The sequence below is a fragment of the Aestuariivita sp. genome, assembly GCF_021404545.1.
Lineage (GTDB): Bacteria > Pseudomonadota > Alphaproteobacteria > Rhodobacterales > Rhodobacteraceae > Aestuariivita.
On the sequence record NZ_JAAWWD010000060.1, the window covers coordinates 119,761 to 144,699 of the forward strand.

The 24,939-nt window shown below is 63.1% G+C and carries 23 protein-coding genes; 11 read left to right on the forward strand and 12 right to left on the reverse strand.

Annotation, left to right across the window (positions count from 1 at the left end; genetic code table 11):
• Nucleotides 1-39: 39 nt before the first annotated feature.
• The 3 genes from gatB (at nucleotide 40) to HEP69_RS18240 (ending at nucleotide 2,757) form a co-directional block, all read left to right on the forward strand.
• Nucleotides 40-1,548, forward strand: coding sequence for an Asp-tRNA(Asn)/Glu-tRNA(Gln) amidotransferase subunit GatB (gene gatB, locus HEP69_RS18230; RefSeq protein WP_290559922.1), 1,509 nt, complete (start codon nucleotides 40-42; stop codon nucleotides 1,546-1,548).
• Between the two features lie 149 nt (nucleotides 1,549-1,697).
• Complete coding sequence (locus HEP69_RS18235) at nucleotides 1,698-2,144, forward strand: thioesterase family protein (protein WP_290559979.1); 447 nt, start codon at nucleotides 1,698-1,700, stop codon at nucleotides 2,142-2,144.
• Nucleotides 2,145-2,205: 61 nt separating this feature from the next.
• Complete coding sequence (locus HEP69_RS18240) at nucleotides 2,206-2,757, forward strand: DUF4177 domain-containing protein (RefSeq protein ID WP_290559923.1); 552 nt, start codon at nucleotides 2,206-2,208, stop codon at nucleotides 2,755-2,757.
• Here the strand turns inward: HEP69_RS18240 and HEP69_RS18245 are convergent, their stop codons facing one another.
• Nucleotides 2,758-3,015 (reverse strand): BolA family protein, encoded by a 258-nt coding sequence (locus HEP69_RS18245; protein ID WP_290559924.1) that lies wholly within the window; start codon nucleotides 3,013-3,015, stop codon nucleotides 2,758-2,760.
• 133 nt (nucleotides 3,016-3,148) lie between these two features.
• On the opposite strand from HEP69_RS18245, the gene HEP69_RS18250 reads away from it, so the two are divergent.
• The 8 genes from HEP69_RS18250 (at nucleotide 3,149) to HEP69_RS18285 (ending at nucleotide 11,105) form a co-directional block, all read left to right on the forward strand.
• Nucleotides 3,149-3,778 (forward strand): J domain-containing protein, encoded by a 630-nt coding sequence (locus HEP69_RS18250; RefSeq protein ID WP_290559925.1) that lies wholly within the window; start codon nucleotides 3,149-3,151, stop codon nucleotides 3,776-3,778.
• A gap of 240 nt (nucleotides 3,779-4,018) precedes the next feature.
• A complete protein-coding gene (cobS, locus tag HEP69_RS18255; RefSeq protein ID WP_290559926.1) occupies nucleotides 4,019-5,005 on the forward strand; it encodes a cobaltochelatase subunit CobS in 987 nt (328 codons plus the stop codon).
• A 146-nt stretch (nucleotides 5,006-5,151) separates the two neighbouring features.
• Complete coding sequence (locus tag HEP69_RS18260; RefSeq protein WP_290559927.1) at nucleotides 5,152-5,460, forward strand: thermonuclease family protein; 309 nt, start codon at nucleotides 5,152-5,154, stop codon at nucleotides 5,458-5,460.
• 165 nt (nucleotides 5,461-5,625) lie between these two features.
• Entirely contained in the window at nucleotides 5,626-6,042 is a 417-nt protein-coding gene (locus tag HEP69_RS18265) for a hypothetical protein (protein WP_290559928.1), read from the forward strand.
• An 18-nt stretch (nucleotides 6,043-6,060) separates the two neighbouring features.
• On the forward strand, nucleotides 6,061-6,753 hold the full coding sequence (locus tag HEP69_RS18270) for an aspartate/glutamate racemase family protein (protein WP_290559929.1): 693 nt from the start codon (nucleotides 6,061-6,063) through the stop codon (nucleotides 6,751-6,753).
• Nucleotides 6,754-6,764: 11 nt separating this feature from the next.
• Nucleotides 6,765-8,642 carry a cobaltochelatase subunit CobT gene (cobT, locus tag HEP69_RS18275; RefSeq protein ID WP_290559930.1) on the forward strand — a complete coding sequence of 626 codons (1,878 nt, stop codon included), beginning with the start codon at nucleotides 6,765-6,767 and terminating at the stop codon, nucleotides 8,640-8,642.
• A gap of 244 nt (nucleotides 8,643-8,886) precedes the next feature.
• A complete protein-coding gene (locus HEP69_RS18280) occupies nucleotides 8,887-10,680 on the forward strand; it encodes an aminopeptidase P family protein (RefSeq protein WP_290559931.1) in 1,794 nt (597 codons plus the stop codon).
• A gap of 80 nt (nucleotides 10,681-10,760) precedes the next feature.
• Nucleotides 10,761-11,105, forward strand: a complete 345-nt coding sequence (locus HEP69_RS18285; RefSeq protein WP_290559932.1) for a DUF427 domain-containing protein — start codon at nucleotides 10,761-10,763, stop codon at nucleotides 11,103-11,105.
• Between the two features lie 21 nt (nucleotides 11,106-11,126).
• Here HEP69_RS18285 and HEP69_RS18290 read toward each other — a convergent pair whose 3' ends face one another.
• The 11 genes from HEP69_RS18290 to HEP69_RS18340 form a co-directional block, all read right to left on the reverse strand.
• Nucleotides 11,127-12,419 carry a calcium-binding protein gene (locus HEP69_RS18290; protein WP_290559933.1) on the reverse strand — a complete coding sequence of 431 codons (1,293 nt, stop codon included), beginning with the start codon at nucleotides 12,417-12,419 and terminating at the stop codon, nucleotides 11,127-11,129.
• A 157-nt stretch (nucleotides 12,420-12,576) separates the two neighbouring features.
• Entirely contained in the window at nucleotides 12,577-14,262 is a 1,686-nt protein-coding gene (locus HEP69_RS18295; RefSeq protein WP_290559934.1) for a chloride channel protein, read from the reverse strand.
• A 252-nt stretch (nucleotides 14,263-14,514) separates the two neighbouring features.
• Nucleotides 14,515-16,164, reverse strand: coding sequence for a DNA repair protein RecN (recN, locus tag HEP69_RS18300; RefSeq protein WP_290559935.1), 1,650 nt, complete (start codon nucleotides 16,162-16,164; stop codon nucleotides 14,515-14,517).
• Nucleotides 16,165-16,204: 40 nt separating this feature from the next.
• The gene (locus HEP69_RS18305) at nucleotides 16,205-17,089 is read right to left on the reverse strand and encodes an outer membrane protein assembly factor BamD (protein WP_290559936.1); all 885 of its coding nucleotides are present in this window, start codon (nucleotides 17,087-17,089) and stop codon (nucleotides 16,205-16,207) included.
• Between the two features lie 134 nt (nucleotides 17,090-17,223).
• On the reverse strand, nucleotides 17,224-18,147 hold the full coding sequence (gene lpxC / locus HEP69_RS18310) for a UDP-3-O-acyl-N-acetylglucosamine deacetylase (protein ID WP_290559937.1): 924 nt from the start codon (nucleotides 18,145-18,147) through the stop codon (nucleotides 17,224-17,226).
• A gap of 215 nt (nucleotides 18,148-18,362) precedes the next feature.
• Nucleotides 18,363-19,991, reverse strand: a complete 1,629-nt coding sequence (ftsZ, locus tag HEP69_RS18315; protein WP_290559938.1) for a cell division protein FtsZ — start codon at nucleotides 19,989-19,991, stop codon at nucleotides 18,363-18,365.
• Between the two features lie 418 nt (nucleotides 19,992-20,409).
• Nucleotides 20,410-21,744 carry a cell division protein FtsA gene (gene ftsA, locus HEP69_RS18320; RefSeq protein WP_290559939.1) on the reverse strand — a complete coding sequence of 445 codons (1,335 nt, stop codon included), beginning with the start codon at nucleotides 21,742-21,744 and terminating at the stop codon, nucleotides 20,410-20,412.
• Nucleotides 21,745-21,810: 66 nt separating this feature from the next.
• Nucleotides 21,811-22,689 (reverse strand): cell division protein FtsQ/DivIB, encoded by an 879-nt coding sequence (locus HEP69_RS18325; RefSeq protein WP_290559940.1) that lies wholly within the window; start codon nucleotides 22,687-22,689, stop codon nucleotides 21,811-21,813.
• Nucleotides 22,677-23,594, reverse strand: a complete 918-nt coding sequence (locus tag HEP69_RS18330; protein ID WP_290559941.1) for a D-alanine--D-alanine ligase — start codon at nucleotides 23,592-23,594, stop codon at nucleotides 22,677-22,679. Before HEP69_RS18330 ends, HEP69_RS18325 begins: the two co-directional genes overlap by 13 nt.
• Before the next feature lie 47 nt (nucleotides 23,595-23,641).
• Nucleotides 23,642-24,622: a UDP-N-acetylmuramate dehydrogenase gene (murB, locus tag HEP69_RS18335; RefSeq protein ID WP_290559942.1), complete on the reverse strand. Its 981-nt coding sequence runs from the start codon at nucleotides 24,620-24,622 to the stop codon at nucleotides 23,642-23,644.
• The gene (locus HEP69_RS18340; protein ID WP_290559943.1) at nucleotides 24,615-24,902 is read right to left on the reverse strand and encodes a hypothetical protein; all 288 of its coding nucleotides are present in this window, start codon (nucleotides 24,900-24,902) and stop codon (nucleotides 24,615-24,617) included. Before HEP69_RS18340 ends, murB begins: the two co-directional genes overlap by 8 nt.
• Nucleotides 24,903-24,939 lie beyond the last annotated feature (37 nt).

Here is a 24,939-nt window from a genome sequence, read left to right on the forward strand (position 1 = left end):
TAGAACGCAGGCCAAACGCTCAGCGCACGAGGCCTGCCCATGCTCGATCTGACTTATGAAACGCCGACCGTAAGAACCATTGCCGGGGCCAAGCACGATTGGGAGCTGGTGATCGGCATGGAGGTGCATGCCCAGGTCTCCTCCAACGCCAAGCTCTTTTCCGGCGCCTCCACCCAATTCGGCGCCGAGCCCAATTCCAACGTCGCCTTCGTGGACGCGGCCATGCCCGGTATGCTGCCGGTGATCAACGAATTCTGCGTGGAACAGGCGGTGCGCACCGGGCTGGGCCTTAAGGCCGAGATCAACCTGCTCAGCGCATTTGACCGCAAGAATTATTTCTACCCGGACCTGCCGCAGGGCTATCAGATTTCCCAGCTTTATCAGCCGATTGTCGGCGAGGGCGAAGTGCTGGTCGAGATGGGCGAAGGCATCGCGCGGCTGGTACGGATCGAGCGCATTCACCTCGAACAGGATGCGGGCAAGTCCATTCACGACATGGACCCCAACATGTCCTTCGTCGATCTCAACCGCACCGGTGTGGCGCTGATGGAGATCGTCTCGCGCCCCGATATCCGGGGCCCGGAGGAAGCGGCCGCCTATCTCGCCAAGCTGCGCCAGATCCTGCTCTATCTGGGGACCTGCGACGGCAATATGCAGAACGGCAGTATGCGCGCGGATGTGAACGTGTCGATCTGCCTGCCGGGCGCCTACGAGGCCTATCAGGAAACGCAGGACTTCTCTCATCTTGGCACCCGCTGTGAGATCAAGAACATGAACTCCATGCGCTTCATCCAGCAGGCAATCGAGGTCGAGGCGCGCCGCCAGATCGCGATTGTCGAGGCCGGAGGCAAGGTCGAACAGGAAACCCGCCTATACGATCCCGACAAGGGAGAGACACGCTCCATGCGCTCCAAGGAAGAGGCGCATGATTATCGCTATTTCCCCGATCCCGATCTTTTGCCGCTGGAGATCGAACAGGCCTGGGTCGATACCATCGCGGCGTCGCTGCCCGAGCTGCCCGATGAAAAGAAGGCCCGGTTCATCAAAGAGTTTGGTCTGACCGACTATGATGCCTCGGTGCTGACGGCGGATGTGGAATCGGCGGCCTATTTCGAGGAGGTCGCGGCAGGGCGCGATGGCAAGATGGCCGCGAACTGGGTAATCAACGAGCTGTTCGGACGGCTCAAGAAAGAGGATCACGGTATCTCCGAAAGCCCGGTCTCGCCCGCGCAGCTTGGCGGGATCGTGGATCTGATCGCGAAGGGCGATATCTCGGGCAAGATCGCCAAGGATCTTTTTGAGATTGTGTATACCGACGGCGGCATTCCTGCCCGGATCGTCGAGGAACGCGGTATGAAGCAGGTCACCGACACCGGCGCGATTGAGGCGGCAGTCGACAAGGTCATCGCGGAAAACCCCGCGCAGGTCGAAAAGGCGCGTGAAAACCCCAAGCTCGCCGGTTGGTTCGTGGGCCAGGTAATGAAGGCCACTGGCGGCAAGGCAAACCCCAAAGCCGTGAATGAGATCGTGGCGAGGAAACTGGCGTAGGGCGGGACTTGTCCCGCCGTGCGGGTTCGGAAAGGGGCGGCGGGACAAGTCCCGCCCTACGGTACCCCGGTTGCTGGCGCGCATAACCCGTCCCCAAAAACGACCACAAAAGGAGCCGCTCCTTGACTGCCCCCCATCGCTCACGCCGAATGACGGTTCAGCCGGACTGGATCGACTTCAACGGTCATCTGAACATGGCCTACTACAACGTCCTCTTTGATCGCGGGGCCGACGATCTTTTTGCCGAATTCGGGATCACACCGGACTATCCCGCCAAACGGGGGTTTTCGACGTTTTCGGCCGAGTTTCATGTCTGCTACCTCAGAGAACTGAAAGAGGGCGACCCCGTCTATGTCACCTCACAGCTGCTGGATATGGACGAAAAGCGGTTTCATTTCTTTCAGGAACTTCATCACGAGGACGGCTGGCTGTCGGCCACAGGCGAAGGTCTGGGCCTGCATATCGACATGAGCGGACCAAAGGTCGCGCCCATGCCCGCCGATGTGGCACAGAAAATGCGCGCAATCCTCAAGCAGCACAGCGGATTGCCGCGCCCGGACCGCGCCGGTCGGCGGATTGGCATCCCCCGGCGATGAGCCCTCTGGCCCCTGCGCGCGGCCACCGCTATGATGCGCGGCGCATCAGCGGAGTGAGGCCATGCCTGAATTTGAGTACAAAGTCATCCCCGCCCCCAGCAAGGGCGAAAAGGCAAAGGGCCTGAAGTCGCCCGAGGCGCGCTTTGCCCATGCCATTGAGAGCCTGATGAACCGGATGGCGGCGGATGGCTGGGAGTATCAGCGTGCCGATATGCTGCCCAGCGACGAGCGTCAGGGGCTGACCGGCTCGACCACGAACTGGCGCAATATTCTGGTCTTTCGCCGTGACAAGGCCGGGATCCTCGCGGATTTTCAGCCCCGCGTGATGGATGCAGAGCCCGCGGTGGCGAAAGCGGAGGCACCGGAGGATCTGGCGGCGGCCGAACAGTCGGGCACATCCGCGACAACCACGCCACCGCAAGAGGCCGCGCGGCGTGCCCCACCGCCGTTGCGCCCCGCCTCTGGTGCGGAGCGCATTCTCAAAGACAACGGCGTGGAGGAGTTAAGCGACGTCTCGGGTATGACGGCAGCGCTGAGGGCGCGCGCGGAAGCCACCCGGAAGGACGGCACCACCGAGGTCGAGTCCGGTCAATCCGACCGCCCCGCGCAATGATCAATCGCTGATATCGAGGGCCAACGCATGGATCCGCCCCACCAGATCGGCCCCCAGCGCGGTGTGTACCGCCCGATGGCGGGCAATGCGCGACTGGCCCTTGAAGGCCGCGGACCGAATACGCACATTGAAGTGGCTTTCTCCGCCTTCCTGAAACCCCGCATGACCCCGGTGGCTTTCGCTGTCATCGACAACCTCCAGCTCGCGCGGGTCAAAGGCGGTTTGCAGTTTCTGGGTGATTTCCTGGGTAACGGTCATGTCGAACCTTTCTGGGGGACGGGGTGCGGCAAAAATTTCACGCGCGCCCTCTTCTATCTTTTGCGGGACAGACTAAACTCACCCGTCCGAGTCGAAAAGAGCATGTGGCCGAGCAGCCGGAAGGAGATGCCTGATGAGCAAAAGTGATCCCTTTGGATTTGACATGTCCGTCTCTTCGGCCAAAAAGAAAAATCCGCGTGGGCGGCGGGGGATGTCGGGCGCGTCCGAGACCTCGACCCGGATCTGCGATCACGCGGGATGCCAGGAGGCCGGCAAGTACCGTGCGCCTAAGGCCCCGGACGTTCTGGATGATTTCCTGTGGTTCTGCCAGCAGCATGTGCGGGAGTACAATCAAAAATGGAACTTCTTCGATGGCGTGACCGAGGCGGAGATCAACGCCCAGCAATCCAAGGACAAGGTCTGGGAGCGTCAGACCAAACCGATGGGAGATCCCGAGGCGCGCGCCTGGGCGCGGCTGGGGATCGAAGACCCGCATCAGGTCCTTGGCGGCAACGCCACCAAGAACCCCGGACGTGGAGCTGCGGGCGGCGGGCGCAAACTGCCCCCGACGGAGCGGCGCGCATTGGAGATCCTGGAGGCCGAGGATATCTGGACCAAGACCGATATTCGCAAAGCGTATAAGAAGCTCATCAAAGTGCTGCATCCGGATATGAACGGCGGCGATCGCAGCCAGGAAGAGCAGCTGCAACTGGTGGTCTGGGCCTGGGATCAGATCAAGGTCAGCCGCAGTTTCAAGGAATGACCCTGCTCCAGATTGTGACACACAATCTGGTCATTTTCTGACACAGAAAATGACCCCGCCGGTTGGTCACCGGGCGGGGCAGAATTTGTGTCAAATTCTGGCTGTTTTCGCGGGCTGGTCGCGCCGGTGCCAAGGGCGCGAAAAACCAACCCTTCCTCTTGCACGCTTGCCCAATATGTTGCACGACGGGCGGGTTGACGGATCGCTCCACCACCGGGTGGAAATGAAAGGAACTGTTCCATGGCTGACGGCGCAATCGAGATGACTGCCAAACCGACCGAAGAGGTTTCGGTCCGCGAGGTGTTTGGTATCGACACCGACATGACGGTGCGCAGCTTCGGCGAGCGGACAGAACGGGTGCCCGAGCTGGATCATACCTATAAATTCGATCCCGAAACGACGCTGGCCATCCTGGCGGGGTTCGCCCGCAACCGCCGGGTCATGATCCAAGGCTATCACGGGACCGGAAAATCCACCCATATCGAGCAGGTTGCGGCACGGCTGAACTGGCCGACGGTGCGGGTGAACCTCGACAGCCACATTTCGCGGATCGATCTGATCGGCAAGGACGCGATCAAGCTGCGCGATGGCAAGCAGGTGACCGAATTTCACGAGGGTATCCTGCCTTGGGCCTTGCGCAACCCCTGCGCCATCGTGTTCGACGAATACGATGCCGGCCGCGCCGACGTGATGTTCGTCATCCAGCGCGTGCTGGAGCATGACGGCAAGCTCACCCTGCTCGATCAGAACGAGATCATCACGCCGAACCCCTATTTCCGCCTCTTCGCCACGGCCAATACCGTGGGTCTGGGCGACACGACGGGCCTTTATCACGGCACCCAGCAGATCAACCAGGCCCAGATGGACCGCTGGTCGCTGGTGGCCACGCTGAACTATCTCAGCCACGATGCGGAGGTGGCCATCGTTCTGGCCAAGGCGCCGCATTACAACACCGAGAAAGGGCGCAAGACAGTCAGCCAGATGGTGACTTTGGCCGACTTGACGCGCACGGCCTTTATGAACGGCGATCTTTCGACCGTGATGAGCCCGCGAACGGTCATCACCTGGGCGCAGAACGCCGAGATTTTCCGCAATGTCGGTTATTCCTTCCGCCTGTCGTTCCTGAACAAATGCGATGAGCTGGAACGCCAGACCGTGGCGGAGTTCTATCAACGCTGCTTTGACGAGGAACTGCCCGAAAGCGCGGCGAGCGCGGCACTGATCTGATACGCTTCGCAGGCGCGCTGATCGCGGCCTGCCTCTGCCTTGCCGGATGCACCTCGCAGACGGGTCTGCGGACGATTGCCGGGATCCCGACGCGCGACAATTCGGTCTGTGACATTGTCGAGGTCGTTGACGGGGATACCGTCAAGATGGTCTGCAACACTGGTCGCGGCGGATCGGTGCGGCTCACCGGATACGACACGCCAGAGACCTTCCGCCCCGGATGTACGGCCGAGCTGCACCTGGGCCGGAGCGCGACGGTCTATCTTGAACAGCGCCTGCGCACAGCGCAAATGATCGCTGTCGAGATGGAGGGCAAGGACAGGTATGATCGCCTTCTGGTCCGCATGCGCCTTGATGGCCGCGATCTGGCACAGATCATGATCTCTCAAGGGCTGGCCGTGCCCTATGACGGCGGGCGGCGCATCAACTGGTGTGACCGCCTGCGGCAAAGCTGAGCCGTCACCTTTCGCACGGCAACCACAGAACGCTGCGTCAAACCCTTCGGCGGGATTGCGCCGATGCGCTGGGATGCGTAGGATTCCGCGCAAGGGAAGACGGCTGTGTTCGCGCCACCATGCCCAAGACCTGGTCGATGCAGCCCCGGGTACAAGGATAGCGACATGCGCAAGACTGCACTTGCGGCTGTGGTCACGCTCGTGTCATGGGCGGCAACAGCCACGGCCGGGACACCTTCGGTGGCCCTTCTGGAGATAGACGACAACAGGCTGACCCCCATTGCAGCGACATTTCCGCCGATGTCGGAGGCTGCGATCGGGCAGCGATGTCAGGGGTTTTTTCGCGCCATGCAGGTACGCCGCCAACTGGCCCAGGCGATGGGTCTGCGCAACCTCGACCTTTTTGCGTTTCTGACGGATCTGCCGCTGGCCCGTCTGACCGGGACAGAGGCGACGGGGCGCGATTTCGTCACCTCCTATATGGTTGCCTTCGGCCCGCTGAACCCGCCGCGCACCGCGCGGTCGGGCCTTTTCAACGCGGACCGGAAAACCTGCACGGAGTTCCTTGACGCGCTGGGGTGACACCGGCATGACAGGCGAATGAACAAGCGTCTTCATATCGGGTTGATCGGCGGCATCGGTGTGGCTGCGGCGCTGGCCTATTACCAGCGTCTGTCGCGCGCTGTGGAGGGGCCGCTGGAGTTGACCGTTGTCCACGCTCAGGTCGCCGATCTGCTGACAAACAGTCTGGCGGACGACCGCCGCGCCCAGGCCGAGATCTATGCACGGCTGATCGACCGGCTGCGCGATGCCGGTGCCGATTGCGCGGCCATTACCTCGCTGGGCGGGCATTTCTGTTTTGACGAGACCGTATCGCTGTCATCCCTGCCGCTGGTGAGTGCTGTTACACCTCTGGATGCGTATTTTCAGCGAGAAGACCTTGGGACAGTGGGCCTTTTGGGCACGGCGCGAGTTATGCGTACGCGGCTTTACGGTCAGTTGCAACGGACCCGCGCCGTGGTGCCCGATGAGGACCTGGACACGGTTGGTACGGCCTATCAGGATCTCGCCATTCGGGGCGAGGCCGCTTCGGGCGATGCGCCGTTCTTTCAGCAGGCAGGGCGCCGCCTGGTGACGGATCAGGGTGCGGAGGCGGTGGTGCTGGCCGGCACCGACCTCAACCTTGTGTTTGACGGGCATGATCCGGGGTATAGGGTCATTGATGCGCTGGATGTTCATGTGGATGTGCTGGCGCGGCTCGCCATGGGGCGAATGTCCCTCGACGATCTTTGAGAAGGCTGGATATGACCAAACCCAACGACAACCCCGCCGATCCGTTCAAGAAGGCGCTGGCCGAAGCCACAAAGGTCATGGCCGACGACCCTGAGTTGACGGTCAGCTATTCGGTGGATCCATCGGGCCTGTCGGGGGATGCGATGCGCCTGCCTCAGGTGTCGCGCCGGATGAGCCGCGACGAGGTTCTGTTGGCACGCGGCACGGCGGATGCGCTGGCCTTGCAGCACAAATACCATGACATCGGAACCCATGACAAATTCGCCCCTCAAGGCGAAATGGCGCGCGATCTTTACGAGGCGATGGAAACGGCGCGCTGCGAAGCGATGGGCGCGCGCGACATGCCCGGCACCGCGGGCAATATCGACGTCAAGATCGGCCATGAGGCGATGCGGCGCGGATACGACCAGGTCAAGGAATCGGCCGAGGCGCCGCTGGCTGTGGCCGCGGGCTATCTCATCCGGCATCTGGCGACGGGGCGCGATTTGCCCGGGGGGGCGCAGAATGTGATGGACCTCTGGCGCGGCTTTATCGAGGAACAGGCGGGCGGCACGCTGGAAAACCTCGATGAGATCCTGTCGGATCAGTCGGAATTTGCCCGCTTTGCCCGGCAGGTCATCTCGGATCTGGGCTATGGCGATCAGCTGGGCGACGACCCCGATGAGCTGGACGACGAGCAGGACGAAGGCGCTGAGGACAGTGCCGAGGAGGAGCAGGACCCCGACAGCACCGGGTCGGATGACAGTGAGGAAGAGGACGCCGAGGCGAACCCCGAGCAGACCCAGGAGGATCAGCAGGACGCGGCACAGGCCCAGGTCTCGATGGATGAGATGGCCGACCAGGAGATGGGCGAGGAGGCCGAAATGCCCGAGGGCGAGGCGCCGCTGGACCCCCCTGCCCCGCAGCCCGTGTCCGAAGCCGACCCCGACTACAAGGTCTATAACGCCGAACATGATGAAGAAATCGGAGCCGAGGATCTGGCTGATCCGGTCGAGTTGGAACGGCTGCGCGCCTATCTCGATCAGCAGTTGGAGCCTTTGAAGGGCGCGGTGTCGCGGCTGGCCAACAAATTGCAGCGCCGCTTGCAGGCGCAGCAGAACCGCAGCTGGGAGTTCGACCGAGAGGAAGGTATTCTGGACGCGGGCCGTCTGGCGCGGGTGGTGGCCAACCCCACCACGCCGCTGAGCTTCAAGGTCGAGAAGGACACCGAGTTTCGCGACACGATCGTGACGCTGCTGTTGGACAATTCCGGCTCGATGCGCGGGCGGCCGATCTCTATTGCTGCGATCTGCGCGGATGTGCTGGCGCGCACGCTGGAGCGGTGCGATGTGAAGGTCGAAATCCTGGGCTTTACCACCCGCGCCTGGAAGGGTGGTCAGGCGCGCGAGGCCTGGCTGAACGAGGGGCGGCCACAGGTGCCCGGTCGGCTCAACGATCTGCGGCACATCATCTATAAATCCGCGGACGCGCCCTGGCGCCGGACCCGGCCCAATCTGGGGCTGATGATGAAAGAGGGGCTCTTGAAGGAAAATATCGACGGCGAGGCGCTGGAATGGGCGCATCGGCGGATGTTGGCGCGGCGCGAGCAGCGCAAGATCCTGATGGTGATCTCCGATGGTGCACCGGTGGACGATTCAACCCTGTCGGTGAACCCCGCCAATTACCTTGAAAAACACCTGCGCGATGTGATCGCGATGGTCGAAAAACGCAAGATCGTGGAGCTTCTGGCCATCGGTATCGGGCATGATGTGACACGGTATTACGACCGTGCGGTCACGATCACCGATGTTGAGCAATTGGCCGGTGCGATGACCGAGCAGCTTGCCGCGCTCTTTGATACCGATCCGCGCGCGCGGGCGCGGGTGATGGGGATCCGCAACGCAAGCTGAGCTCTGAACGAACGGTGTGAGACGTTTGCAGCGCGACCCGCTGGGGCACCCATTCCTCGCTGGGAATGGCAGGCATGGCATCTCTTAGAGCTTTGGCGCGACGCAGCCGGCCCGCGCGGCTCTGGCCTGAAACTGCGGTCTGAGGCGTGTTTGGCTGCCGAGGCGGAAAAGACGCTGGCCGCTCTGGACTTTTGCAGGACCGCGATCCAGTTTCTGCACTCCTTAAGAAAAAGGCGGCCCGCTCATGTTCCAGACATTCGACATTACCGCGCGACCCGATCAGGGCCCGCCCCGGCTGGAGGCTCTGCGAGCCGCGTTGGTCGCTCAGGGGCTGGATGGGTTCATCGTGCCGCGCGCGGATGCGCATCAGGGCGAATATGTCGCGCCGCGTGATGAGCGTTTGTCCTGGCTGACCGGATTTACCGGCTCAGCAGGGTTTTGCGTGGCTCTGGCGGCCTCTGCCGGAGTGTTCATCGACGGGCGCTATCGCACGCAGGTCAAGGCGCAAGTGGCGCTGTCGCATTTCACGCCGGTGCACTGGCCCGAGGTGAGCCTTGCCGCCTGGCTGCGCGAGCAATTGCCGACAGGTGGCCGTATCGGGTTTGATCCCTGGCTGATGTCGCAATCGCAAGTGGCTCAGGCGCGCGAAGCCCTTGAGGGCAGCGCGGTGGAACTGGTGGCGGTTGCGGACAATCCGGTCGACCGGATCTGGGTGAATCAACCCGGCCCCGCGCTGGCGGCCGCCAAGATCCATCCGCTGGAATTCGCGGGCGAAAGCCATGAAGCCAAGCGTGCGCGGCTGGCCGAGGATCTGCGCGCGCGCAAGGTCATCGCGGCGGTAATCACCCTGCCCGACAGTCTGGCCTGGCTGTTGAATATCCGGGGCGCGGATGTGGGCCGCAATCCGGTCATGCAGGGCTTTGGCATCCTGCACGATGACGGCGCGGTCACCCTGTTCGCGCATCAAGAAAAGCTTGTCGGGTTGCGCGATCACCTGGGTGCGGATGTCACCGTCGCTCACCCCGAAACCCTGGGTGATCAGGTGGCCGCTCTGCAAGGCCCTGTCCTGATGGATCGCGATACGGTGCCTTATGCCCTGTGGAAGGCCTGTGCCGAGCCGGTGCTTGACAGAGATCCCTGTGCGCTGCCCAAAGCGCGCAAGAATCCAACGGAAATCGCGGGCATGGCCGAAGCGCATCTGCGCGATGCCATGGCGATGATCGAGCTTCTGGCCTGGCTGGATGAGCAAAACCCCGGCACGATCACGGAAACGGATGTGGTGCGCCGCCTGGAGGAGCTGCGGCGGCGCGACAATGCGCTTCAGGACATCTCCTTCGACACGATCAGCGGCACCGGCCCCAACGGCGCGATCATGCATTACCGCGTGACCGAAGAGACCGACAGCCGATTGGAAGATGGTCATCTTCTGGTGCTCGACAGTGGTGGGCAATATCTGGACGGCACCACCGATATCACCCGCACCATTGCTATCGGCGATGTGGGGGAAGAGGAAAAAGCCTGCTACACCCGTGTGTTGCAAGGGATGATCGCGATGAGCCGCCTGCGCTGGCCCAAGGGGCTGGCCGGGCGCGATATCGAAATGGCGGGACGGATGCCGCTGTGGCTGGCGCATCAGGATTTCGATCACGGGCTGGGCCATGGTGTGGGCGCCTATCTCAACGTCCATGAGGGACCGCAACGCCTGAGCCGGATCAGCCATGTCCCGCTTGAGCCCGGCATGATCCTGTCGAACGAGCCCGGGTATTACCGCGAGGGCGCCTTTGGTATCCGCCTGGAAAACCTGGTCGTCGTGGAGGAGGCCGAACCACCCAAGACCGGAGACGCCCATCGCGCGATGCTGGCCTGGCGCACGCTGACCTTCGTGCCGCTGGACCGGCGGCTGATCCTGCCGGGGGCAATGAGCCGGGCTGAGATCGACTGGCTGAACGGTTATCACGCGCAGGTTCGGGAAAAAGTCGGGCCACGGCTGGGCAAGGCCGCGCAGATGTGGTTGGATGCGGCCTCTGCCCCGATCTGATGGACCGACCCATCCGGCATGTGCGTGTCACATGGCGCGGGCAAGAGACAGCACAACACCCCAAGGGAGGATCCCACGCCATGGCTGATCATATTCGTATTCGCAAGACAGACGACCTCTGGACCGTGCGGTCCGGCGGCGCCGTCCTGGGCGAAAGCCGCAATGTGCTGGAGCTGAGCGAGGGCGACTATCCCCCGGTGATCTATTTCCCGCGCGCCGATATCGCCATGGCGTTTCTGGATCGCACCGACAAGGTCACCCATTGCCCGCACAAGGGCGATGCCACCTATTTTTCCATCGTCAACAAATCCGGCACGGTGGAAAACGCGGTCTGGAGCTATGAGGATCCAAAGGACGACGTCGCCGAAATCCGCGATCATCTGGCGTTTTATGCCAGCGATCAGGTCACGGTGGAGCGGGTCTGAGACCCGCTCACACCCAAGGCTTTAGGTTGCGGGCAGGCGCGTGTTGGCCAGCCACAGGGAGGTATCGGACAGCTCGGCTGCGGTGATCCCTTCGAGCACCAGAACCTCATCTTCGTTGTAAACCACGCTGGTCGATCCATCCGCGTTATCGAGCAAGGTGAGGTTGGCCGCAATATCCGTGGCCGGGATCGGATCGCCGTTCAAGAACGTCAGCAGCACCTGCTCGCTGCTTTCGGTGTCAGCACCCAGCGTCAGATCTTCAATCGTGGAGGCCTGATCGGGCCGATCGAGAATGCCCGAGGCCTGGAAGGTGTCGAGCCCTTCGCCCCCGGCCATCACGTCCGACAGACCGGCTGTGATCGTGTCATCCCCCTCGCCGCCTTCAAGACGGGAGACGAAGAAATCCGGCTCGGAGCCGTTGTTGATCACACCGCTGATCGCGTCATTGCCAGCACCCCCCCGCATCACGTGGCTGCCGGTGTCGTCAGCACGCAGGACGTCGTCGCCCTCGCCACCCTCAAGCACGAAATCACCGAACCCGGCCACCAGAGTGTCATCGCCCGCATCGCCAAAGAGCTGGTCATCGCCTTCCGCGCCAAAGAGGGAGTCGTTGCCATCCCCGCCACGGGCAATATCGGTAATGTTGGCATCATCGTCGCCAGGGTCTTCCCCATCCCTTTCGCCGGTATTGATAATGTCATCGCCCAGGCCGCCTTCCAGCGTATCGGCCCCGGCGCCACCGTTGAGCGCGTCATCGCCGGCACCGCCGCGCAGGCTGTCGTCGCCATCGCCCCCGTTCAGCGTATCCGCCCCGTTGCCACCGCTCAGCGTATCGTCATCACCGCCGCCAAACAGCAGATCCGCGCCAGATCCCCCCCTGACCACGTCGTTGCCAAGGCCGCCATTCGCGAAATCCGCGCCATTGTTGCCTTCGATCAGGTCTTCGCCGCCATGGCCATTCAGGCTGTCGTCGCCCCAACCGCCATCGATCCGGTCCGCGCCGGGACCGCCGCCCAGCGTATCGTCTCCGGCCCATCCGTTGAGTGTATCGTCGCCACCAGCACCCCGTCCGACATCGTCCCCTGGCCCGCCAACGATGCGGTCATCGCCAGCAAAGCCGTTGATCGTGTCGTTCCCGGCCAGACCGTTCAGCAAATCCGGCGCGCCGGTGCCAAGAAGGGTGTCGTCCCCCTCTGTCGCTTGCGTCGGTGTCGGTTCGGGGGGCGGCTCACTGGTCGCGCCATCGTCATCGTCATCACTCTCAACAATCGCCCAGACCGCAACCAACGGCAGCAGCGCCAATGCCCACCACATACAATTTCCCCCATATTTCAGCAGCTTGCTTCTCAACCAAGATTAGATGGGGCGACAATGGCGCGTAAAGTAATTTTGTTAACTATATGTTAATACTTTGGCATTTCGCAGATTTATGGAAACAGTCGTATCCGATTCGATCTATTGTTTCCAATACTCATGAATGCTCCTCGGCGGCGGTTGCGGCAAGCGCGCGATTATAGGCTTTGAGTGCGTCGACCTGAAAGAGCGCGCCCTGCAATTCCGGGGCCGCGTGTTCGCCCGTCAGGGTCACCACGGGGATGAACGAAACGCCCGCCCGATCAAAGACCGGCATCGCGATTTCCAGTGTGGCGCCGGCATCGATATAGATGCCCTCGGCAATCATGTCCCAGCATTCGGTGACCGGTGCCGCACGCGGATCGTCCGGCGCGCGCATCACGCCCGAAACGCGGAACATCGCCAGAAGATAGGCCTGCGGCCCGGCGGCCAGGTGAATGCCGCGCCGCTCGATCTGGGTGAGAAAGAACGACCGGTTGACCAGGCGCGATGCCAGCGCGGTCGAAAGCGACACCGACACCATCACCGCAAGACCGGTCTGCCAGTCACCGGTCAGCTCGAACACGATCAGCGTGGTCGAGATCGGCGCGCCCAGGACGGCCGCGGCCACCGCCCCCATCCCTGCCAGTGCATAAAGCGTATAAGAGCCTGACACATCCGGAAAAAGCGACGTCGCAACCAAGCCAAACGCCAGACCCGAGAGCGCCCCCACCATCAGCGAGGGGGAAAACACGCCGCCGCCCATGCGGCCCCCGATGGTGATGGCCACCGCCACCACTTTGAGCATGCAGAACACCACCGCTTCATGCAGGGCAAGCTGGCCTGTCAACGCCAGCGAGGTCGTCTCGTACCCCACCCCGATGATATGGGGAAACCAGATCGCCAGCGCCCCCAGCAAAAGCCCCGCGATCGCCGGGCGCAGCCAGCGCGGGATGCCCGTGCGGTCCTGAATGTGATTTGCCATATCCTCGGCAAAGAAGATGGATTTCATCAGGGCGACGGCGACAAACCCCGACAGAAGTCCCAGCAGCAAAAAGGCCGGCAGCTCCACATAGAATTGCAGGGCACCGGGCTCGGCCAAAGTGAACTCGGTCACATCGCCATATTCCAGCCGGTTGATCACCGTGCCCGCCGCTGCCGCGATGGCGATGGGCGCAAAGGCATGCACCGCGAAATGGCGCAGCACCACTTCCAACGCAAAAAGCGCGCCGGCGATGGGGGCATTGAAACTTGCGGACACTGCCGCCGCCACGGCGCAGCCCAAAAGATCCCGACCGGTGATGCCATCCGCCTTGATCCAGCGCGAGATCTTGGTCGAAAGCACCCCGGCCAGATGGACAACCGGCCCCTCCCGACCGGATGAACCACCCGATGACAGCGTGATCAGCGAGGCCAGGGCCGAGGCAACGCCTGCCCGCGTCTCGACCCGGCCGTCATGCAGTGCAGCCCCCTCGATCACATCCGCCACCGACCGCACCCGCGCATCCGGGGTGAACCGGTGCAGGATCAGCCCCACCACCAGACCACCGATCACCGGGATGATCAGGATCCAGTACCACGGCAGCGACTCTGCAAAGCTATGGATATAATGGACGTCGTCAGTGCCGTAGAGAAATGCCTGAAGCGCCTCGATCCCCTTGCGGAAAAACAGAGCCGCCGTGCCCGCCGCGATCCCGATGGCCAGCGCGATGAACCAGAACTGCACCTGCGAAGGGCCGCGATGGCGCAGCACGCGCCAGCCATCCTGACAGGCGGTCACCGCCTGGTCGAGCTGTTGCGACAGAATGGATCGGTTCCGGGCCATTGCCCCGCCTTTGGCGTCGTTTCCCGTATGTCTAGGGGAGTGCGCGGTTACATAAAACCCCGTTTTGGTTCAAAGAGATGCGAGCGGCCTGAAATCTACCGGCAAAGTTTGCAGCCCGGATGCAAACGACAGGGGCTGTCCGATCTGGAGAACCGGCAACACGCAGAAAGGCGCCCGCGCCCCTTCTTCTCTTGAAAAATACCGGCGGGGGAGGCCGCAGGCCGGGGGCAGCGCCCCCAAACCCGCGCGGCCTCAGGCCTCAAGCAAGGCACGCGCCGCAGCGCGGGCCTCTTCCGTCACAGTATCGCCTGCCAACATGCGCGCGATCTCGTCCACACGCTCGGGCGCGGGCAGGGGCGTGACGGTGGACAGGGTGACCCCCTGGCGCACCCGTTTCTCCACCCGCCAGTGATGCGCGCCGCGCGCGGCCACCTGCGGCGAATGGGTGACGACCAGAACCTGGCCCGTCCGCGCCAGATCCGCCAGCCTCCGACCCACCGCGTCGGCGGTTGCACCGCCCACACCCCGGTCAATCTCGTCAAAGATCAGCGTGCGCCCGCTCTCGGTCCCGGTCAGGCAGACCTTGAGCGCCAACAAAAAACGGCTCAGCTCGCCGCCCGATGCGATCTTGCCCAGCGGTCCGGCAGGCGCGCCGGGATTGGTGGCCACCGTGAAAGTAACCATGTCCCGGCCATCGGGTCCCGGATCGGCAGGGTCGATCAGCGTCTCGAAGGCGGCGCGGTCCATTTTCAGCGGCGCAAGCTCGGCCATCACCGCCTTGTCGAGCCGCGTGGCGGCCTTGGCGCGAGCCAAGCTCAGCGCCGCCGCCGCCGTGTCATAGGCCGCTTGCGCATCGCGCAGCGCCTGTTCAAGCGTACCCAGTTCAGCATCTCCTGCATCGAGCGCCGCGAGCCGGGTGCGCAAGCCCTCGGCAAAGCCGTTCAGATCGTCCGGGGCCACGCCGTGTTTGCGTGCCAGCGCCCGGATGGCAAAGAGCCGCTCCTCGGCCTCTTCCAGGTCTGCGGGATTGAACTCGAGACTGTGCAGGACATCTTCGACGCCGGCCTGCGCCTCGCCCAGCTCTACCAGCGCGCGCGACAGCGCCGCCATGGGGGCAGTCAACGCCTCGCCCGCCTGATCCATCACACCGTCAAGCCAACGGGCCGCGTCGCCAAGCGCCCCTTCAGCCGCCTCCGGCCCCAGCAGCTGATGCGCGCGCGCGATGTCGTCCCGAATGCGTTCGGCGCCCTGCATCCTGCGGCGGCGCGTGTCGAGGCTGGCCTCCTCGCCCGGTTGCGGATCAAGCCCGTCCAGCTCGGCCACCGCATGGCGCAGAAAATCCTCCTCCGCACGGGCAGCGGCAACCTCCTCTTGCAGCGCGGTCAAGGCCTTGCGCGCATCGGTCAAACCTGTCCAGGCGCGTCGCACCAGGGTCTGGGTCGCACCATAGCCGCCAAAGGCATCCAGCAGCGCACGGTGACCGCGCGGGTTCAAAAGACCGCGATCATCATGCTGGCCGTGCAGTTCAACCAGCACATCCGAAAGCGCTCTGAGCACCTCGCCACTGGCGCGGCGATCATTGATCCAGGCCGTCTTGCGGCCATCGGAGGTGTTGATACGGCGCAGGATCAACTCGTCGCCCGCAGGCAGACCCGCATCTTGCAGAACCGCACGGGCGGGATGCGCGGCGGGCAGCTCAAAGACCGCCACAACCTCCCCCTGTTCCGCCCCCTGGCGCACCAGTTCCGCCCGGCCTCGCCAACCCAGAACGAAGCCCAGGGAATCCAGCAGGATGGATTTGCCCGCGCCCGTCTCACCGGTCAGCACATTCAGACCAGGCCGAAGCTCAAGCTCCAGCCGGTCGATGATCAGCATATCCCTGATTTCAAGCGCCCGTAACATCCGGTCTATCCGTAGGGTGCCGTGCGAGCCGGCACCGCGCTTACAACCACTCGCCTTTAAGGGTCTGGCGATAAATCTGCGAAAGCCAGTTGTTGCCCCGTGCGCGGGGTTCCAGCCCACGTCCGGTCAACAGGCGGAAACTGTCCTCGTACCACTCGGTCGCGCGGTAGTTGTGGCCCAGAATCGCACCGGCTGTCTGCGCCTCATCCGTAAGACCCAGCGACAGATATGCCTCGACCAGGCGGTGCAAGGCTTCGGCGGTGTGGGAGGTGGTCTGGAAGTCCTCGACCACCACGCGGAACCGATTGATCGCAGCGGTGAAATGATCCCGGCGCAGGTAATAGCGGCCGATCTCCATCTCTTTGCCCGCCAGATGATCAAAGGCCAGATCGAATTTCAGGATCGAGCTGTCGGCATATTCGCTTTCCGGATAGCGTTCGATCACGGCCCGCAGCGCCTGAAGCGCCTGGAAAGTCAGCCCCTGGTCGCGGCCCACCTCGTCGATCTGGTCGTAATAGCTGAGCGCCAGCAGATACTGGGCATAGGCCGCATCCTCATCGGCGGGGTAAAAGTCAATGAACCGCTGCGCGGCCGAGCGCGAGTTGGGGTAATCCTGCCCGACATGGTACGAGAAGGCCTGCATGATCAGCGCCCGGCGGGCCCAGCTGGAATAGGGATAGAGCCGCTCGATCTCGGAGAAATACCACGCCGCATCATCGGTGCGCCCGCGCGACAGCTCAAACTCGCCGCGCTCAAAGATCTGTTCGGGGGTAAAGGCCTCCAACGACTGATCCCGGTCCGCACCAGGGCCGCCAAAGATCGTACCGCCTCCGCCGCATCCCGCCAATGCGATCATAAGACATCCCGCGATCATCAGTTTGATCACTGTGTGCACCCGCATGCCTGCTGACGCGCTGCCTGTCATCCGTGCCATTCCCTACCGCAAGAAACCGGGCTTGCTGCCCTGAATTTGACCTTGGTCTAGCACATTCATTTGCGGTGCAAAACGCCTTAAGTGGAGCAAGAGGACAGTCCAGCCAGACAAGACCGCCCGGGCCATCAGGCGACCTTGGGAATTTCGCCCCAATGCAGGCCGACGCCCGGTAGACGCGCGGTGGTGGCGGTGTCACAGACGATCATCCGGGCCGCACCGGGCGTTGCAAACACCTTGCGGAGCAGCAGATTGGTCAGTGTATGACCCGCCCGCAGCCCGGTATATTGGCCCAATACAGGCCCGCCGGCCAGAGCGAGATCGCCCAGCGCGTCCAGCATCTTGTGGCGGACAGGTTCATCGCGATGGCGCAACCCGCCCGGGCTGGTTACCCGCGCACCATCAAAGACCACGGCATTCACACCGGGTGTTCCGCCCAGCGCCAGACCGTTGGCGCGCATCGCCTCCACATCGGCCTGACGGCAGAAGGTTCGGCTGTCACACAGTTCCCGCGCAAAGGTGCCATTGTTCAGCACCAGCGATTTTGTCTGTTGTCCGATTGCCGCGTCATCAAAGTCGATATGGAAATCAATCTTGAGCGTATTGGCGGGCGCAAGCCGCGCCTCTGCCCCGTCGCGCTCTACGCGGATATCCTTGAGGATCTCTATTGCCCGTACGGGCGAGGCAAGCTGGCGCAGGCCCTTTTCCATGATCGCGCGCACGAAGGGCGCGGCCGAGCCGTCAAGGATCGGGATTTCGGGCCCGTCCACCTCGATCATGGCGTTATGCACGCCGCAGCCCGCCAGGGCGGCCATCAGATGCTCAACGGTCGAGATCGAGACGCCCGCGTTGTTTACCAGCTTGGTACAAAGCGGCGAATGCTCCGACGCGCTCCACACAGCGGGGATCAGGGTGTCGCCGGTGTCGATATCGGCACGACGGAACCAGATCCCATGTTCGGCGGATGCAGGACGGATCACCATCCGTACCGGCCTGCCGGTATGCAGGCCGACCCCGGTAAAGGTCACTGGGTATCTGATCGTATTTTGCACTGCTGTCCTGCCTATTCCACCTTACGCCTGTGAAAGATGGTTCCTCGTAACCGTGGTTAAAGAGGGCGCTGACAATGCTCAACTCACTCTTTGCAACTGTCTGAAATGTTTCTGCAACATGTGGGCGAAACCCTGCTGGCGCAAGATTAAGCCATTGTATTTAAATCAAAAAAGGCCGCCATGCGGCGACCTCTTCTGTGGAAATGTGACCGGATTCAATTCGCTTGACGGCGCAGGAATGCCGGGATTTCGATGCGATCCTGTTCAGTGTCTTCGGCTTGGCTCGGCTGTGCGGCGGCCCCGGTCTGCGGGGCCGACTGGCGCACCACCGGTTGCTGACGCGGAGCAGGCGCCGGTGTGTCAGCCGCATGCCCGGTCATCCGATTGATGAGCGAGTTGATGCCAAAGCCCCGTTTTTCGGCGCCCGGCACCTCTTGGGATGCGGCGGGCTGAGCCGCCGTCGGTTGGGTCCGCTGTGCGGCGGCGGCGCGCAAACGCTCCAGCGCCTCGGGGGAGGGCGTGCCGGGTGCTGGCGCGCGTGGCGCGACGAACTCGGCGGCGGGCTCGACCGGCTCCTCGGTGAAGTCCGGCTGCGGCTGAAACTCAGCGGCGGCTGGCTGATAGGCGGGTGGCGGCAGATCATCGTCCTGTGCGGCCGGTTCGAAAAGACCCCCTGCCCGCTCCTGCGGCGCCGTCTCTTTCGCATGCAGGCTGTCAAAAAGCATCGGCTCTTCGGCGGCCACGGCCGGTTCGGTCTGCACCGGCTCTTCGAGCGGGGCGCGCGGCGCCTCTTCGATCGCCGTTTCCTCGGCCACATGGGGCAAGGTGAGGGGCTGGCTCAGCTTGCGGCGCGGCACAGGGATTTCCGAGTCGACATCGCTGGCATCGATACCGGTTGCCACGACGCTGACGCGCATCATGCCCTGCATCGCTGTGTCGAGGGTCGATCCAACGATGATATTGGCCTCTGGATCCACTTCTTCGCGAATACGGTTTGCAGCCTCGTCCAGCTCAAAGAGCGTGAGATCATGCGCGCCTGTGATGTTGATGAGCACGCCTTTGGCCCCCCGCAGCGAGATCTCGTCCAGCAGCGGATTGGCGATGGCCTTTTCGGCGGCCTGGATGGCGCGGTCTTCGCCATCGGCTTCGCCGGTTCCCATCATCGCCTTGCCCATCTCGTCCATCACGGCGCGGACATCGGCGAAATCGAGGTTGATCAGACCAGGGCGCACCATCAGGTCGGTCACGCCTTTAACACCTTGATAAAGCACGTCATCGGCCATCGAGAAGGCTTCGGTAAAGGTGGTCTTTTCATTGGCCAGACGGAACAGGTTCTGGTTGGGAATGATGATCAGCGTATCAACGACCTTTTGCAGCGCGTCCACACCGTCTTCGGCCTGACGCATCCGCTTGGCGCCCTCGAACTGGAACGGTTTGGTCACGACCCCTACGGTCAAAACGCCCAGCTCCCGCGCGGCCTGCGCGATGATCGGGGCCGCCCCGGTGCCTGTCCCTCCGCCCATGCCGGCGGTGATAAAGCACATATGGCTGCCCGCCAGATGATCGACGATCTGTTCGATGCTTTCCTCGGCGGCGGCGGCACCCACGGTGGCGCGCGCTCCGGCACCCAGCCCTTCGGTCACCTTGACGCCCATCTGGATCTTGGAATGCGCCAGAGACTGCTGAAGCGCCTGAGCGTCGGTATTGGCCGTGACAAAATCAACCCCGTCGAGTTCCTTCTCGATCATGTTGTTGACTGCGTTGCCGCCCGCGCCACCCACGCCGAATACCGTGATCCGGGGTTTGAGCTCTTCCTGACCGGGCATCGAGAGATTCAATGTCATGTGACTGGTCCGCCTGTTCCTGCTGCCCGTTCTTTGCACGGGGTTTTCTTGCCTATCAGGCTCAATCCTACTGCCGCGTCACGCCGGCGTCACGCAAAAAACGCCAAAAAACCCCAAAATATAGGTGATTTGCATCGATTACCCCCGTCATGTCGCAGGATTGGCAAAATCTTGCCTGCGGCAGCATGCGCATAGCCACATATAGACGGGCATGCAAAAGAGGGGCCCGCACCGGATCGGTCGGAAAAAGTCATGCGAATCGTGGGAAGACTGCTCTGCCCGCCCGGAGATACGGTCTTAATGCCGCTGTGGATAACCTAGCAGATTCGCCCGCACCGCGTCACCTGGCAATCTGCATCGCACCGCGTCTTTGTGATCCTGACCCTTCCATTGCTGTCGGCAGGCACCGCCTGCCCGTTCACCAATTGTCGCGGAACCACTTGACCGCGCGCCGAAAGCTGCGGGCCGAGTAGCGATCGATTGGCACCTCGAAATCCCACCATTCGTCCTGCGGACAGGCCGCAAAAAGACTTAAGCCCACAGCACTTGCAAAGCCCGGACCCGTCGCAGCCTGCGGCAGGCCATGCACCCGCAGCGGCCGACCCAAACGCACCTGCTGACCCAGGATGCGGCTGGCCAACATATCGAGGCCCGGGATCTGGCTGCCCCCACCGGTCAGCACGATCTGCTGTGAGGGCATGTGGTCGAAACCGGCGGCATCGAGCCGCGCACGCACCTCCTCAAGGATCTCTTCGACCCGAGGGCGCATGATACCGATCAACTCGGCCCGGCTGGCGGTGCGGCGGTCATGTTCCCAATCGCCGGTCTCGCCGCCGATCTCGATCATCTCGCGGTCATCCATGCCCGTGGCATGCACCCCGCCATGCATGGTCTTGATCCATTCCGCCTTGGTCATCGGCACGCCGAGCCCCATGGAGATATCGGCGGTCACATGATCGCCGCCCATCCGCACGCTGTCGGCATAGATCATATGTTTCTTCATAAAGATCGAGAGGCCGGTCGCCCCGCCACCCAGATCAATGCAGGCCGCGCCCAGCTCCTGCTCGTCCTCGACCAGCGCGGCAATGCCGGCCACATAGGCCGATGACGCAATGCCCGCCAGCTCCAGATCGCAGCGCTTGATGCAATAGATCAGGTTCTGGACCGCCATGGCGTCGACGGTCAGCATATGCATATCGACCGACAGGCCATGGCCCGCTTGGCCCCGCGGATCGGCCAAACCCGATCGGTGGTCGAGCGCGAAATTAACCGGCTGGGCATGCAGCACCTCGCGGCCCGCGCCGTATTCGGGCACATCACAGGAGGCCAGGACACGGGCGATATCCTGTTCACTGACCACCTGATCCTCGACCTCTATCTGGGCGTCGAGCCCGTAAGAGCGCGGATCGGCTCCCGAAAAACACGCAATCACATGATCGACCCGGATCCCGGCCATCTTCTGCGCGGCCTGAAGGGCGGTGCGAATGGCGCGCTCGGTCTCGGACATGGCGTTGACCTCGCCGAACTGGACCCCGCGCGAACGCGTGGTTGCCGCACCCACAACGCGAAAGCCCGATTGCCCGGCCAGCGACCCGATCTCGCCATCTTCGCTGAGACGGCCCGACCCGTCAAAGCGCAGCACAAGGCAAGCGATCTTGGAACTGCCCACATCCAGAATGGCCACGACACCACGTTGCAGTGCCTGTTTGCGCATCTGCCGCATGGCCCGTTGGGAGGTGTAGAGATCTGTCATTTTACCTGTCTGCCCATGATCTTGTTATCGTGTTCCCCGGGTCGTTGCCCGGCCTCGTCCAAACCGTTACTGTCCGATCCCGTTGATCTGGCGGATCGCCCACCAATCCTTGACCGCCTCATCCGACATCCGCAGGGTCGGACGTTCGCCAAGGCGCATGTCGATGACCACCACATCGCGCTCCAGCATGTCGTCGGCCTCGCTCAGCGCGATCACGCGTTCCAATGCGCGCACGGGATGCCGTTCGGGTAACTGAATGCGCTGATCGCGATCCAGCACCACGTCCCAGCGCCGCTCACCCACGCGCACCAGCCCGCGCATTCGCGCGCCCAACGGTGCTGAGGCAGCGTAGAGCGCCATAGCCTCCGCCACATGCCCATCCGCCCCGTCGCCCGCGATCAGCGGCAGGTCGGGTCGCTCGCCCCGCGCGTCGAGAAATCCCACATGGGCGCCGGTTTCGTCCAAAAGCTCGATCGCCTCCCGGGTGCGCCAGACCAGCGTCGGCACCCGTTCGACAATGTCGATCTGGAGGATGCCTCCGGGCCGGATACGCACACTGGCCTCCTTGACGGGATAAAGCCCGGTGATCGTCTCGCGGATCTCTTGAAGGTCGAGGTCGAAGGAACTGACCGGAAAATCAATCGGGACGATTTCCCGGATATCGCTGGCAACCGAGGGGCCCGCCCCGTCCACGGCCATCAGGTCTACCATGAATTCCGGGCGTTGCTGGATGGAATTGCGGATATCCACCAGCGCCATATTGAACGCATCGCGCCGGTCCTGATCGGCAAGATGGCCGGACACCGCCCCAAAGATCAGCGCAAAGGGCAGGCCGACACGCAACAGAAGCCGGATGCCCGGCGTGAGCATCCAGCGCTGCACACGGTAGCTGAGCCTGGACGGTGCGGGATCGGGGCGCGCGGTATCGTCGGTTATCGGTCGCATGAGGCATCCTCCACCATCCAGCGGCAGAGCTGGCCAAAGCTCATCCCACAGTGTTCGGCCTGTTCGGGCACCAGAGAGGTCGGCGTCATGCCGGGTTGGGTATTGGTCTCCAGCAGAATCAACCCGTCCAGACCGCGTTCCGCGTCCCAGCGGAAATCGGTGCGCGTGACACCGCGACAGCCCAAGGCGTCATGGGCCCGCAGCGCATAGTCCATGCAGGCCTCGAAAATCTCGCCGGGGATCTGTGCGGGAAGGACATGGCGCGACCCGCCTGGCCTGTATTTGGCGTCGTAATCGTACCAGCCAACGGTCAGGATATCGGTTACGGTCAATGCGCGATCGCCCAACACGGATGTGGTCAGCTCATGCCCCGGCGCATACGCCTCGACCATCACCGTTTCGGGCATCTCGTCAGAGAGCGCGGGCGGACCGTTGGAGCCCTCATGCACCAGATAGACACCAACGCTGGAACCTTCGTTGTTCGGTTTGACCACATAGGGCGGGGTCATCACGTGGCGCGCGCGGACCGTTTCACGGCTGGCCAGAACGCTGTCGACGACCGGCAGGCCAGCCGCGCGAAACGCGGATTTGGAGCGGTCTTTGTCCATGGCCAGCGCCGATGCAAGCACACCGGAACTGGTATAGGGCAAGCCCATCCATTCCAGCAGTCCCTGCACGCAGCCATCCTCACCCCACCGGCCATGCAGCGCGTTAAAGACGACATCGGGCTTTGCGTCCAACAGACGGGCACACAGGTCGGCGCCCGCGTCGATCTCGGTGACGTCAAAGCCTTCTTCGCGCAAGGCGCACGCGCATTCCTGGCCTGAGGACAAGGAGACCTCACGCTCCGCAGAGGGACCGCCCATCAACAAAACAACTTTGGGGTCTTCGCCTGACTGCCCCACGGATCCGCCTCGATTTTTCCGGACCTTTGCGGCCCTTGTTATCCGGATCAGCGGCGGGTGTTATTGAGTGCCTGTTTATCGCCCTGCCCGGGTGTTTTCTGTGGTGCCGGTTCGCCGACACGCTTGATTTCCCATTCTAGCGTGATCCCACTGGAATCGTAAACCTTTTTTCGCACCTCCTCACCCAGAGATTCGAGATCGTCGGCCGTCGCGCCCCCGATATTGATCAGGAAATTCGAGTGTTTCTCGCTCATTTGCGCGCCGCCCCGGCGGACACCGCGCAGACCGGCCCGGTCGATCACCGCCCAGGCCTTGAGGTCATGGATGTCATCCGCGCGGCCCGTAGAGCTGAACCCTGCCGGATTGCGAAAGGTAGAGCCCGCGCTGCGCTCTTTGGTGGGCTGGGTGGCATCGCGCTTGGCCAGTTGCTCGGCCATGCGCGCATGCAGCGCGGATGGATCGTCGCGGGGGCCTTGCAGCGTCACGCGGGTGATCACGGCGCCTTCGGGCAGATCACTTTGCCGATAGCGGAAATTGAGGTCTTTTGCCGTCAGCGTGCGGCACTGGCCATCGCGGGTCACCATCTCGGCGCTCTGAAAGACATCCGCCGTATAGCTGCCGTAACACCCTGCGTTCATCCGCACCGCCCCGCCGATGGAACCGGGGATCGTGCGCAGAAAAGTCAGATCGACCCCCGCATCCGCGGCCTTGCGCGCCACATGCGCGTCAAGTGCCGCAGCGCCTGCCGTCACCGTCCGCCCCTCGATCGTGATGTCGTTGAACCCGCGCCCCAGCCGGATCACGACCGCGCGCAGCCCGCCGTCGCGCACGATGAGGTTCGAGCCGACGCCCATGGGAAAGACCGGGATCGCCGGGTCAAGCGCGCCCAGGAACGTCACAAGATCTTCGGTGTCGGCGGGTTGAAAAAGCCAATCGGCGGGCCCGCCCACCCGCAGCCAGGTCAGTTCACTGAGCATACGGTTCGGTGTCAGCCGTCCGCGCGGGTGGGGCATCTGCGCATCAGCCATGGATGTTCAATGCGCGGCGACGGCGCAGCCAGCCCATGACCAGACCGATAAACGCGCCGCCCGCGATGGGCACGATGATCAGCAACGCCACAATCGCGTACCCGATACCATCCCAGCCCTGCATGTCCTGGGCCAGATGCAGGCAGAGCCAGAAACCAAACGCCGCCGCCAGAAACAGCACACCAATCGGTGCGTAGCGCCCGGCGCGCGCCAGCTTGAAGCCAAGCGCTCCGCCGCCCGCGATACACGCCAGCGGCAGGATATAGATCAGAACGTTCATGGTATGAGTTTAACAGTGCACATGCCGAAAGCGAAGC

What these genes read in the sequence shown, in the direction of transcription:
- gatB (WP_290559922.1), top strand. Translation starts at nt 40, where the DNA reads ATGCTCGATCTGACTTATGAAACGCCGACCGTAAGAACCATTGCCGGG.
- HEP69_RS18235 (WP_290559979.1), top strand. Translation starts at nt 1,698, where the DNA reads ATGACGGTTCAGCCGGACTGGATCGACTTCAACGGTCATCTGAACATG.
- HEP69_RS18240 (WP_290559923.1), top strand. Translation starts at nt 2,206, where the DNA reads ATGCCTGAATTTGAGTACAAAGTCATCCCCGCCCCCAGCAAGGGCGAA.
- HEP69_RS18245 (WP_290559924.1), bottom strand. Translation starts at nt 3,015, where the DNA reads ATGACCGTTACCCAGGAAATCACCCAGAAACTGCAAACCGCCTTTGAC.
- HEP69_RS18250 (WP_290559925.1), top strand. Translation starts at nt 3,149, where the DNA reads ATGAGCAAAAGTGATCCCTTTGGATTTGACATGTCCGTCTCTTCGGCC.
- cobS (WP_290559926.1), top strand. Translation starts at nt 4,019, where the DNA reads ATGGCTGACGGCGCAATCGAGATGACTGCCAAACCGACCGAAGAGGTT.
- HEP69_RS18260 (WP_290559927.1), top strand. Translation starts at nt 5,152, where the DNA reads ATGGTCTGCAACACTGGTCGCGGCGGATCGGTGCGGCTCACCGGATAC.
- HEP69_RS18265 (WP_290559928.1), top strand. Translation starts at nt 5,626, where the DNA reads ATGCGCAAGACTGCACTTGCGGCTGTGGTCACGCTCGTGTCATGGGCG.
- HEP69_RS18270 (WP_290559929.1), top strand. Translation starts at nt 6,061, where the DNA reads ATGAACAAGCGTCTTCATATCGGGTTGATCGGCGGCATCGGTGTGGCT.
- cobT (WP_290559930.1), top strand. Translation starts at nt 6,765, where the DNA reads ATGACCAAACCCAACGACAACCCCGCCGATCCGTTCAAGAAGGCGCTG.
- HEP69_RS18280 (WP_290559931.1), top strand. Translation starts at nt 8,887, where the DNA reads ATGTTCCAGACATTCGACATTACCGCGCGACCCGATCAGGGCCCGCCC.
- HEP69_RS18285 (WP_290559932.1), top strand. Translation starts at nt 10,761, where the DNA reads ATGGCTGATCATATTCGTATTCGCAAGACAGACGACCTCTGGACCGTG.
- HEP69_RS18290 (WP_290559933.1), bottom strand. Translation starts at nt 12,419, where the DNA reads ATGTGGTGGGCATTGGCGCTGCTGCCGTTGGTTGCGGTCTGGGCGATT.
- HEP69_RS18295 (WP_290559934.1), bottom strand. Translation starts at nt 14,262, where the DNA reads ATGGCCCGGAACCGATCCATTCTGTCGCAACAGCTCGACCAGGCGGTG.
- recN (WP_290559935.1), bottom strand. Translation starts at nt 16,164, where the DNA reads ATGTTACGGGCGCTTGAAATCAGGGATATGCTGATCATCGACCGGCTG.
- HEP69_RS18305 (WP_290559936.1), bottom strand. Translation starts at nt 17,089, where the DNA reads ATGACAGGCAGCGCGTCAGCAGGCATGCGGGTGCACACAGTGATCAAA.
- ftsZ (WP_290559938.1), bottom strand. Translation starts at nt 19,991, where the DNA reads ATGACATTGAATCTCTCGATGCCCGGTCAGGAAGAGCTCAAACCCCGG.
- ftsA (WP_290559939.1), bottom strand. Translation starts at nt 21,744, where the DNA reads ATGACAGATCTCTACACCTCCCAACGGGCCATGCGGCAGATGCGCAAA.
- HEP69_RS18325 (WP_290559940.1), bottom strand. Translation starts at nt 22,689, where the DNA reads ATGCGACCGATAACCGACGATACCGCGCGCCCCGATCCCGCACCGTCC.
- murB (WP_290559942.1), bottom strand. Translation starts at nt 24,622, where the DNA reads ATGGCTGATGCGCAGATGCCCCACCCGCGCGGACGGCTGACACCGAAC.
- HEP69_RS18340 (WP_290559943.1), bottom strand. Translation starts at nt 24,902, where the DNA reads ATGAACGTTCTGATCTATATCCTGCCGCTGGCGTGTATCGCGGGCGGC.